The 12,066-nt window shown below is 59.0% G+C and carries 3 protein-coding genes; all 3 read left to right on the top strand.

Translation table 11 applies throughout. From position 1 onward, the window contains the following. Positions 1 to 18 precede the first annotated feature (18 nt). From ACMV5I_RS13340 to ACMV5I_RS13330, 3 genes are read left to right on the top strand one after another with little or no spacing between them, the layout of a single operon-like run. The gene (locus ACMV5I_RS13340; RefSeq protein WP_414824554.1) at positions 19 to 10,590 is read left to right on the top strand and encodes an SDR family NAD(P)-dependent oxidoreductase; all 10,572 of its coding nucleotides are present in this window, start codon (positions 19 to 21) and stop codon (positions 10,588 to 10,590) included. Continuing rightward, positions 10,587 to 11,093, top strand: coding sequence for a lipocalin-like domain-containing protein (locus ACMV5I_RS13335; RefSeq protein WP_284121332.1), 507 nt, complete (start codon positions 10,587 to 10,589; stop codon positions 11,091 to 11,093). The genes ACMV5I_RS13340 and ACMV5I_RS13335 overlap by 4 nt, the downstream gene beginning before the upstream one ends. Further along, positions 11,080 to 12,048: an acyltransferase domain-containing protein gene (locus ACMV5I_RS13330; protein WP_414824553.1), complete on the top strand. Its 969-nt coding sequence runs from the start codon at positions 11,080 to 11,082 to the stop codon at positions 12,046 to 12,048. Before ACMV5I_RS13335 ends, ACMV5I_RS13330 begins: the two co-directional genes overlap by 14 nt. Positions 12,049 to 12,066 lie beyond the last annotated feature (18 nt).

The following is a 12,066-nucleotide window of genomic DNA, read 5'->3' as shown; positions in this document are numbered from 1 at the left end:
AAAAATAAGGGAATATTGATGAAAAATGTGAATCAGGGAATGGGGACATTTCTGCTGGAGCCGCTCTGGACGGAACAGGCTTTGCTCCCGGCACCTTCTGCCGCGCAAGCATTTCGCAATGACGATCTGTGGCTGGTGTTATGCGATGTTGAGATGGCACCTGATGTGTCATTGGACGAACGGTACAGCCCGGATCGTTGTGTTCAGTTGAGTGCCGACGGCGATGTGGCCCGGCGCTATGTCGCCTGTGTCCTACAACTGCTGGAACTGTTGCGTGACAGGATTGCCCATACTCTGGCGCGATCGGTCAGGTTGCAGCTGGTGGTGACAGATAAGGGAGAGGCCAGCGTTATGCAGGGGTTGGGCGCGATGCTGCGCAGCGTGCAACGCGAGCATCCAGGTCTGCGTGGGCAGTTGGTCGTCCTGGACGACGCAGGATGGGTCAACAGCGCCCAACGGGTTGATATGCTGCGTCATGAGGCAGATACGGCGGCGGAGTCGGTGCGTTTTGCCGGCGAAACGCGCCAGGTTTTGCACTGGGCGCCGATCCGTGCGGACGATGTTATCGCAGAGGATGCACTACCGTGGCGAGATCACGGCGTGTATTGGATCACTGGCGGTCTGGGTGGGTTGGGGCGGCGTCTGGCGCAGTCGGCCTGCGCAGTGAAGCAGCCGGTGCTGGTGCTGAGTGGACGCACCGTTGATGGCGAGGAACAGCAGCAGTTTGCCGAGACGTTGCGCGCGCAGGGTGCCACCGTGGAATTGCATGGGTTGGATATTTGCGATGCGCAGGCAGCCGGTGAGTTGGCACAGGGCATTATTGCCCGCCATGGGCGGCTGAATGGCGTAATTCATTGCGCTGGGGTGTTGCACGATCGCTTGCTGAGTTCAATGAGCGCCGCCGAGGCGCAGCAGGTGCTGGCGCCCAAGGTTTCCGGCCTGATGGCTATCGATCTGGCAACTCGCGATATCGCGTTAGAGTGGCTGATCGCCTGTTCTTCTATTTCTGCGATCGTTGGCAACCTGGGGCAAAGTAGTTACGCGGCGGCCAACGGCTTTATGGATTATTTTGCCGGTTTACGCCAGGCGGGTGTGGAGAAAGGAGAGCGTCATGGCCGCACGCTGTCGTTGAACTGGCCGCTACTGAGCGGCGGCGGCATGCAGCCAGATGAGGCGACGCGCTTTTATCTCCGGCGCAACGGGTTGATGGCCACGCTGCCGCTGGAGCAGGAGCCCTGGGTGATGACCAGAGCGCTGTGTTATCCGGCGGCGCATCTTGCCGTCTGGCACGGTGACGAAAATAAGCTGACACAGTGGTTGGCGGGCGGCGCCAGTCCGACGCGCCCTGAACCAGTGCGGCCAAGGGCGGTATCCAACGATGATGCGCAGCAGGAAAGCATGGTGCGCTATCTGAAAAAATGCCTATCCGGTACGCTTAATCTGGATGTGTCGCGCATTGACGAGTATGCGCCGCTGGAGAAATACGGCATTGATTCTGTGATGGCGGTGACACTTATTCGCGATCTGGAATCGGTTTTCGGGCCGCTGCCGGTGACGCTGTTTTTTGAGTACCAGACGATTGCCGACCTGACGCAGTACTTTATTACGCATCATAAGGAGGCGTTTCAGGCATTGCCGGATGTCGACCAGCCAGCGTCCCGGCAAAACGAAGCTGAGCGCGGCTTGCCGTCAACCGGCAGCCTGCGGCGGCCTCAGCGGAGCGGCGGCTGGCCATCTCCTGCTCCTCTAGTGGTGCCGGGTGGGGCTGAAGGCGCGCTGGATATTGCCATTATCGGGCTGAGTGGTCGCTATCCCGGTGCCGCTAACCTGGAGCAGTTTTGGCATAACCTGCAGGGCGGCGTTGACTCCATCACCACCCTGCCGTCGTGGCGCTGGGAATGGCAGCGTTACTTTCATCAGTTGCCGGAACAGAAGCAGGCCGCCTACAGCAGTTGGGGCGGGTTTATCGACGGCGTGGATGAGTTTGATCCGCTGTTTTTCAACCTCTCACCACGGGATGCGCAATATATCGATCCGCAGGAACGCCTGTTTTTACAGTGCGCCTGGCATGCGGTTGAGGATGCCGGTTACTCGCGCCGGACGCTGGGGGCAGAGGGGAACACCACCGGTGTTTTTGTCGGCGTGATGTATGAGGAGTACCAGCTGTATGGCGCGCAGGCGCAGGCACGAGGCGAGGAAATGGTCCTGTCCGGCAGCGCAGCATCGATCGCCAACCGGGTTTCATATTTCTGTAACTTTCACGGCCCCAGTCTGGCCGTGGATACCATGTGCTCATCCTCGCTGACCGCGATCCATCTGGCCTGCCACAGCCTGCGCCGCGGGGAATGCAGTGTGGCAGTGGCCGGGGGTGTTAACGTTTCCGTCCACCCCAATAAATATATACTGCTTGCACATGGGCAATTTGCTTCAGGGTCGGGCCGTTGCCAGAGCTTTGGTGAGGGAGGTGATGGCTATGTGCCCGGGGAGGGCGTGGGCGCCGCGGTACTCAAGCCGCTGCATCAAGCGGTGGCGGACGGCGATCATATCTACGGCGTGATCAAGGGTAGCGCACTGAACCACGGCGGCAAGGTAAACGGCTTTACCGTACCCAATCCCAAATTGCAGGGACAGGCGATCCGCCGTGCGCTACGCGAATCGGGAGTGGCCGCAGAAGCGGTCAGCTATGTGGAGGCACATGGCACCGGTACTGCATTGGGCGATCCGATTGAGATCCGTGCCCTGAGCCAGGCGTTTGACAGCGATAAACGCCAGTACTGTGCTATCGGCTCGGTGAAATCCAATATCGGCCACTGTGAGAGCGCGGCGGGCATGGCCGGTTTAAGCAAAATTCTGTTGCAGATGCAGCACGGCCAACTGGTGAAAAGCCTGCATAGTGCAACCCTGAACCCGCATATTGATTTCAGTCAGACGCCGTTCGTGGTGCAGCAACAAAGTGCACCCTGGCAGCGCCCGCAACTGGCTGTAAACGGCAGGATGCGAGAACTTCCGCGCGTTGCCGGGCTGTCGTCCTTTGGCGCAGGTGGGGTGAATGCGCACCTGATTATTGAAGAGTATCGGGGGGAGAGCATAGAGACGCCGGTAGCGGGGCCGCAGCTTATCGTGCTGTCGGCGCGCACCCAAGAGCGTTTATGGATGCAGGCGGAACAGTTGCTGGGATTTCTTGCGGAACACCAGGTCAATCTGGCCGATCTGGCCTGGACACTGCAAACGGGCCGTGAAGCCATGAACTGCCGGCTGGCATTGGTGGTGGATTCACTGGCCGGGCTGGTGGAACAGCTTCGCGTGGCAGTGGGCGCCCCGCAAACGGAACATGATCCTGACGAGCTTATCGCATTTGCCGACAAACATGAGCGTGATGAGACGATTCGCCGCTGGATAGCGGCGGAAGATCTGCAGACGCTGGCGCGCCAGTGGGCGTTGGGAGCGGAGATCGACTGGTTGTGGCTATGGCCGGAACATAAGCCGCAACGACTGAGCCTGCCGGTTTATCCGTTTGCCAGAGAGCGCTGCTGGGTGCCAGGTGTATCGGTCGCGCCGGTGGCAGCCGGAAGTGCGGAAATTGCCTTGGGCACGGAGGAAATCGCGGTCAGCCGATTATCCGTGCCGCGCTATGACCCCGTTTTTTTTACTGAGGAATGGCAGGTACAGCCACTTGAAAGTGTCGTTTCGCCCGCTATCCGGCACATTCTCTGCCTGCCGGGTGATGACGTGTCACTTGCCGAGATAAGGCAATTTTTTGCGGGTGTGGCTGCGGAGATCGGCGTTTCGTTTATCCTCAACGGCAGCGCCGGCAATGTACCGGAAGGCGGCGACGTCTACTACGCGGGCTCCGGTTCGGTGGATGGTTACCTGAATGCGTTGCGGCGCGTTGCCGAACGGGGGGCGGACATTGATGTACTTTTGGATCTTTGCTCCCTGACCGACGAGGGCAAAGACGATCTCTCCGGCATGTTCCAGTTGCTCAAGGCGTTGAATCTGAGTGCTATCCCGTGCCGACGCTTACTCTGGGCGGGACATGGCGCCACCGATGTGGCACAGGCTTATCTTGAGGCCCGTATCGGGCTGGTCCGCTCGCTGAAATTCAGTTTTCCGGCAATGGTTGCCGTCAGCGTCGGTGAACGGGCACAGCAGCGAAGCGGGCTTGCTATCTGGCTTGAACGTCTGTGGGGTGAACTCGCCGAGGATAGCCTGCGGGATGTGATGTATCTGGACGGTATCCGCCATATCTGTGAGGTGGCTCCGATAACGCCCAGGGTGCCAGAGGTGGAGGAACCACCGTTCCGTAATGGCGGGACCTACTGGATCACCGGGGGATGGAGCGGCATTGGTGCGCAAACCGCGCATTATCTGGCGACGCACTATCGGGTCAATCTGGTGTTGAGTGGACGAAGCGCACCTGATGCTGCCAGGCAACAATTGATTACCCAGTTATCAGCCAATAACGCTTCTGCGCTGTATGTTCAGGCCGATGTCACCGACCGGGCAGCGATGGCGGCAGCGTATCACCAAGTGAAGGCACGTTTTGGTCAGGTTGACGGTGTCATTCACGTGGCGGGTTTGTCGGAACAGGCCGACTTACTGACCACCACGGACGAGCAATTCAGGCAAATTCTGGCAACAAAAACCGTCGGCGTTGAGATCCTCAATGAGATTTTGTGTGATGAGCCTCTGCACCTGGCTTGTTATTTCGGCTCGTTGTCGGCCTCTATCGGCGATTTCGGCAGCGGTGCTTACGCTGCGGCGAACCGTTTTATGATGGCTTGGGCGCGGTTATGCCAACAGGCGCAGCCGCAAAAACGCATTATCACCCTTGGTTGGCCGCTCTGGCATGAAGGCGGCATGAATGAGAAAAATGCTGACTTGATCGAGCAATACCTGGTGGCCAGCGGACAGGGGGCGCTGGAGACGGGGGACGGTATGCGCCTGCTGGAGCAGATGCTGCGAATGGATAATCAAACGCAACCGCTGATTACGTTAGGTGATGCGCCACGTATGGCCCACTTGTTACAGCAGTCGTTAACGCGCCAGGCGGTGCAAGAGCCGCGTGCGGACGTTACCGACGTTCAGCCGGGGCAAAACGCCGGCCGGGGTTATCACCCGGAAATGGCGGGCCTGAGTCTCAATGCATGTATTGCCTGGGATTTGCAGCAGCAGGTGCACCTGCTGCTGGGTATCCGGCGTGAGGAACTGGATCCGAACGCCAATTTGGCGGAGTACGGGTTTGACTCAATTCGGCTGGTGGAGATAACCCAAAAGGTGAATGAGTATTACGGGTTTTCCCTGTCGCCGTCGGTGTTTTTCAACTATCCCACTCTGGGTCGGCTGGCCGATTACCTGGAGGAGGAATACCAGCCGTTGATGGCGGAGTTTTATCAGGCACCTGGTCAGCTTGCTGGAGAGTCCGCCGCTTCTACCTTGAGCGAAGCAGAGGTGCCGAGCGCGCAAACATCATCATCCGTACCTGCTGCCATGGACGATCCGATCGCCATTATCGGCATCAGCGGCCGTTTTCCGCAGGCGCGCGATGCCGAGGCGTTGTGGGACATTCTGGCGCAGGGGCGCTGTGTAGTGCAGCCTTATCCGCCGGAGCGCCTGCCTGCGGACGGGCGATGGGATGAAGCGGCGAAATACCGGATGGGCTCGATGCCCGGCGTTGACGAGTTTGACCCACTATTTTTTGAGATCTCGCCGCGTGAAGCTGCAATCATGGACCCACGCCAAAGGCTGCTATTGCAGGAGGCTTGGCGGGCGTTGGAGGATGCCGGTTACGGCCCCGAACAATTGCAACAGCATCATATCGGTATGTTCGTCGGCGTTGAGCAGGGCGATTATGCCCAGTTGTTCAGCGAGATGCCGGATGTCGGCGCACTGACCGCTGGCCATAACGGGGTGCTTGCCTCACGCCTGGCCTACATGCTGGATCTGCATGGCCCAACGATGGCGATCAATACCGCCTGCTCTTCCGGCCTGGTGGCTTTACATCAGGCCTGCCAGAGCCTGCGCACTCAGGAATGCGACACGGCGATCGCAGCTGGCGTCAGCATGATGGCGACGCCGATGGCGATTGGCCTGATGGCGATGTCTGGTATGTCATCGCCTGATGGGATCTGCTATGCCTTCGACCAGCGCGCCAACGGCATGGTGCCCGGCGAGGCCTGCGTGGCACTGGTGCTCAAACGCCTGTCGCAGGCCCGGATGGACGGTGATCCGATCCATGCGGTGATTGCCGGCAGCGGCATTAACTATGACGGAAAAACGCAGGGGATCACCGCGCCGAGCGGCACGGCGCAGACCCGGCTGCTACAGAGTATTTACCAGCGCTATCGGATAGCGCCGGACCGCTTTGACTATATCGTAACGCATGGCACCGGGACGCCGCTGGGTGATCCGATAGAAATCAACGCGTTGAATGAGGCATTCAAACCTTACTCTGCGCGTCGGGGGTTCTGCGCGCTGACGTCGAGCAAACCGAACCTGGGCCATGCGCTGGCAGCATCCGGACTGGTCAGTCTGGTGGCGCTGGTCCAGGCGCTGCGCCATGAAACTATTCCGGCCAGCCTTAACTGTGAACAGGAAAGCCAATATATCGAGTGGCAAAACAGTCCGTTTTACGTCAACAAGCAGGCGCGCTCGTGGCCGATCAAGGCGGCCTCGGTGAGGCAGGGGGCGGTCAGCGCTTTCGGTATGAGCGGCACCAACGCGCATGTGGTGGTGCAGGGCGCGGAGCTCGTTGCCACGTCGGCCACGCCGGTTACGCCACCGTTGCCGTACCATCTGCTGGTGTTGTCGGCCAAAACGGCAGAGGCATTGCGGCAATCGCTAGGGCAATTGAGCGCGCTGTTGCAGACGAAAACATGGCAGGCCAGCGAATTGCAGGCGATGAGCCACACCTTGCTTAATGGCCGCCATCATTTTACCCACCGCTGTGCTCTGGTAGTGCAGGATGGCGATGAGGCAGCCTCTGTGCTGGAGCTGACATTACAGGGGGAAGCGCCCGCGAATTTGCTCCAGGGTCATACCCGGCGTGATTTCCGTCCGCAGAAAACGTTGCAGACTTACGGAGAAACGCTGTTGGCCGGGATCAACGTGCCGCGAGAGGCGGTAAGCCTGCGCGAGGCGCTGCTGACTCTGGGGGATATGTATTGCCAGGGGTACGTGCTGCCGTGGCCGACAATGTTTGGCTCACAACCGCCGCGTCGGCTTCATTTGCCGAGCTACCCGTTTGCCCGTGATCGATACTGGGTCAAGGCGCAGCTGTCGGACGGTGCGCAGAGCGAATTGCCCGCGATACGTCTCCCGGCGGCTCTGGGTGCAGTTGCGGCAGCCAATACTACGCCGCCTGCTATTGCGCCGCGGGTGACGCTGATGCCGGCGCCGGAACAGGAACAGACGCCGATTGACGGTGCAGACAAAGTGATCGTCTTTGAACGCCATCTCACGCTGCTGGCCTGGGCACAGATTGGCAGCCTGGGGTGGCTGGCGGATGAGACAAAAGTCACGCCTGCTTTCCGACGTTGGTATCAGGCTACGCTGGCGATGTTGCAGGAGCGGGGTATCGATCTCAGCGTCGCCCCGCCGGACTGGCAAACCCAATGGGGAGAGTGGGCGGCGGCTCGGGAGGCGCTGGCAGCGATCCCGGTGTTAACCGCGCAGGTGAAGTTGATGGAGCCTTTATTGTTGTCCCTCGCGGCGATTTTGCGTGGTGAGAAGCAGACTACCGAGGTGCTGTTTGCCAAAGAGCAAATGGCGCTGCTGGAAAATGTTTACCGCAATAATCCGGTAGCCGATCGCTTCAATGGCGTGCTGGCGGAGCGGTTTGCCACCTATGTGCAGGCTCGTGTGGCGCAGGCGCCGCAGGTCAGATTACGTATCCTTGAGATTGGCGCCGGTACCGGCGGCACCAGTGGGCTGATTTTTGACCAGCTAGCCCCTTGGGCCGGGAATATCGAGGAGTATACCTACACTGATATCTCCGATTTTTTCCTCCACTATGGTCAGAAAAACTATCTCGCGCAGGCGCCGTATCTGCGTACGCGGAAGCTGAATATCGAAAACGCACCTGAGGAGCAGGGGATCGCGGTCGAAAGCTACGATATCGTCATTGCCGCCAACGTGTTGCATGCCACCAGAGATGTGCGGGTTTCTCTGCATAACAGCCGGAGCTTGCTGAAACCTAACGGTTTGCTGCTGTTGAATGAAATCGCCAGTGCCAACATGTTTACGCACCTGAGCTTTGCGTTGCTTGACGGTTGGTGGCTATTTGAAGACGAGGCACTGCGTTTACCGGGAACGCCTGCCCTGACGCCGTCTACCTGGCAACAGATACTGCAGGAGGGGGGATGGCGTTCGGTGGAGTTCCCCGCGGCGGCAATCCACTCTTGGGGGCAGCAGATTGTGCTGGCTTTCAGGAAGGATGAGGCGCTGAAGCAAAACGATATTGCACTGGACTACCCAGAAGCGCAAGACGATGGGCAAGTCCGGCAGATCGGCCTGGAGTTGGCGGCGATGGTGGCTGAGCAACTGATGCTGCCGGTTGAGAGCCTGGATTTTGATGCTCCACTCGCTGAGTTTGGTGTGAATTCGCTGATCCTGATGTCGTTCAGCGAAAAGCTGAGTGCGCGTTTTGGCTTAACGCTGACGCCGGCCGTGTTCTTTGAAACACCAACGCTTAGCGCGCTGGCGGCTTATCTGGCAAAGGCAAGCGGTAGTATTCAGGAGCAGCCAGCCAGCGTACGGGTTGTATCGCCGACCAATGCCGGCAACGCCAGTATGGGTGCTGAAGCGAAACCCACCGTCAATGATGAACCGGTGGCGATTATTGGCATCAGCGCCCACTTCGCACGTTCACCGGATATCGGGGCGCTGTGGCAAAAGTTGCAAACGGGCGAGGATTGCATCGAAGAAGTGCCACCGGAACGCTGGTCGTTGGAAGGTTTCTATACCCCGAACCGTGAGGAGGCGATAGCGCAGGGGCTGAGCTACAGCAAATGGGGGGGATTTGTCCGGGAGGATGAGCTAGTTATGTCGCCCACCGGCAAGGACGCTCAGCGGCTTGCGCCCGCTCAGGCGCTGTTTGTCGAAGCCGTACAGAATGCGATTGAGTCTGCTGGGTATGATGCGGCAGCGCTGGCGCAGCGCAGTGGATTACCGGTTGGTGTGTATGTTGGTGAAGTCAGCGATGTCGGAGATCGGCAAACGCTACGCTCTCCGACCGCCGTGGCGGCAACATCCTGCATTGTTTCAAACCTGTTTGGTTTTACCGGCCCAAGTCTGTCGGTAAACGCGCACAGCGCCTCTTCTCTGGCCGCTGTGCATACCGCGTGTTTGAGTTTGGCGCGGGGCGAGTGTGGGGTCGCCATCGCCGGAGGTGTTTCCTGGTTTGATGAGCAGGCATGGCGGTTATTGTGTCGTTTCAATCTGATGGGAACGCGGATGGACAGCCGTAGTTTCTCCGAAACGCGCGACGGCATGCTATTCGCCGATGGGGCGGGAGCGGTTGTGCTGAAACCGTTATCTGCCGCTCAGCGGGATGGCGATAACGTGATAGCACTGATCCGTTCGACAGTGACGGGCTTTGTCGAACCGCTAGGGGAACACGGAAATCCGGTGAACAAGCTGGCGGAACTGATGCGCGAAAATTTCCGTCGCTCTTCCATTGATCCGCGCACTATCGGCTACGTTGATGCTGCGGCTGCTGGGCTGCCTGCGGGAGATGCGTTGGAGTTTGCAGCAATGAGCCGGGCTTTTGATTCCTATACCGCAGATCGCCAATTCTGCGCTCTGGGTTCGGTGCAATCCAATATTGGGCACGCCGGTGCGGCTTCGGGTATTTCTCAATTGGCTAAGGTGGTTTTGCAATTACAACACGGCCAATTAGCGCCCGGTTTTTACCGGGGAAGCACGTTTGATAAGGCGCTGGATCTGCCGCAGTCCCCGTTCTGGACGCCGCTGGAACTGACGCCGTGGGAGATGCCGGGTGTTGATGTTCAGGAGGGCGAAAAAGTGCCGCTGCGCGCCATGATCAATTCGCAGGGATACGGCGGTTTTTATGCTGGCGCGATTATTGAGGGCGTCGCACCTCCACAGGATGAAGCCGAGCCAGAGGAGCAGGCCACTCAGCTTATGGTGCTTGCTGCTGATGATGAGGAAGGACTGCTGGCGGAGTTGCGCCGGTTGTTACGCTTTATCACCACGCACCGCAATTTGCGCCTGGCGGACGTGGCATACACTCTGCAAACCGGCCGCGTGGCTGGCAGTTATCGCTGGGCTGTGACAACGGACAACCAGGCGGCGCTTGCCCAGACTCTGCGCCGTTTCCTGGATGATCCCGTGGCGACGCATGATGGAGTGATGTCCGGTGTGGTTGAACCGGGCGGCAGCGTGTTTGACGGTTTGTTGGATGACGAGGCGAAGCGAATGATATTGCAGCGTTACGCCGCTGATGGCGATCTCTGCCGGTTGGCCAATTGGTGGATCAAGGGCGCTGAAATTGAATGGGGCGTGCTACACGTCGGAACCCGCGTGCGTCGGGTCTGGTTGCGATCAGAGCGGCGCGATAAGGAGGCATGATGAGGGAGTTGGTAGGGTGCTGGCGGCTGGAGTCTGTGGAATACCGGGTAAACGGGAAACGCGTTTACCCCTTTGGTGAGTGCCCCTCCGGGCGACTGGTGTACAGCGAGAGCGGATATATGTCCGTCATACTGATGACATCGGGCAGAAAGCGTATCGGGTTTCTATCGGATCTGTTTTACACCCGTGAGGTATCGGTGTTTGCTAAATTCCGGGGGCTGCTGCGCTATATGCGGGCCTCGATACAGGGAATGAGCTATTCCGGGCGTTATACGCGCGAGGGTGATCAGGTTACGCACTATATCGATGTCGCCTCTTACCCGGATTTGGAAGGGGAAAAGCGGGTGCGCTGGCTCGAGTTTGACGGCAATCATCTGGTGCTAAAAGCGCAAGACGCTGCGGTGTCGCACGGACGCTTGGTCTGGCGACGTGAAACGCCGGTGGAACAACGTTCAGGCGGCGTGGCCGACTGCACAGGGAGGGAGATGAATGTTGGCGGATAATCAACCGGTTAAAACCATTTTTATGTATTCGGGGCAGGGTTCGCAGTATTACCACATGGGAGCGGGGCTTTATGCGACCAACCCTGTGTTTCGCCAGCGGATGGATGCACTTGATTGCATGGCCGCCGATTTGTGCGGGTTTTCGCCGCTTGCGGCGCTTTATGCCAACGAGAATTCGAAAAGCACCCCCTTTGAGGACACGCTGCTTTCCAGCCTGACAATTTTCATGCTGGAACGGGCCATGACGGAGACCCTGATACATTACGACTGCCGGCCGGACGGCGTGCTGAGCTTGAGCATGGGGGCGTTTGCCGCGCTTTGCGCCAGCGGCGTTGCTGATGAAGAGGCGATGATGACAGCGTTGTTTCGCCAGGCACAGGCGATGGAACACTGTTGTAGCGCCGGCATCATGCTGGCGGTATTAGCTCCCATGAGTCTTTGGCTGGATGAGGAGGTGCTGCGGCACAACGCTGAGATTGCGGCAGTCAATGGCGAGTCGCATTTTGTGTTATCGCTCCCGCGTAGCGCCCTGGCACTGGTTGAGGCTCGGCTTATGGCGCGCAATGCGCTTTTCCAGCGTATGCCGGTGTCTCGTGCTTACCATTCCCGCTGGATTGAATCGGCGCACCAAGCGGTGCTTGGCGCCTTCGCTGGTGTGGCGTTTCGCCGCGCTACACTGCCGGCCAGTTTGTGCCTGGCGGTACCGGAGAGCGGCGATGTTTCACCACCAATCATGTGGAATATTGCCCGTGGGCCGATTTGTATGCGCGAAGCCGTACAGAGCCTGGAAGGCAGGGAGAAGTACCGGTATATCGATGTTGGCCCCTCGGGAACGGCGGCTACGTTGCTGAGATATATGCTGCCCGAGGCCCGTAAATCTGCTGCCCATATACTGCTCAGCCCGCTGAGACAGGATGAGCGGTCATTCAATATGTTGTTGGCGAAGACGGTGTGATCACCCCGATTAAAGGAA

The organism is Serratia sp. T13T92 (assembly GCF_047530105.1).
In the GTDB taxonomy this organism is placed as follows: Bacteria; Pseudomonadota; Gammaproteobacteria; order Enterobacterales; family Enterobacteriaceae; genus Chania; species Chania fonticola.
The sequence above is the reverse complement of the archived record's forward strand: the minus strand, read 5'-3'. Positions and strand labels throughout refer to the sequence as shown.

Bases quoted from the DNA above. Each gene is read 5' to 3' on its own strand.
- ACMV5I_RS13340 (WP_414824554.1), top strand. From the start codon at position 19: ATGAAAAATGTGAATCAGGGAATGGGGACATTTCTGCTGGAGCCGCTC.
- ACMV5I_RS13330 (WP_414824553.1), top strand. From the start codon at position 11,080: ATGTTGGCGGATAATCAACCGGTTAAAACCATTTTTATGTATTCGGGG.
- ACMV5I_RS13335 (WP_284121332.1), top strand. From the start codon at position 10,587: ATGATGAGGGAGTTGGTAGGGTGCTGGCGGCTGGAGTCTGTGGAATAC.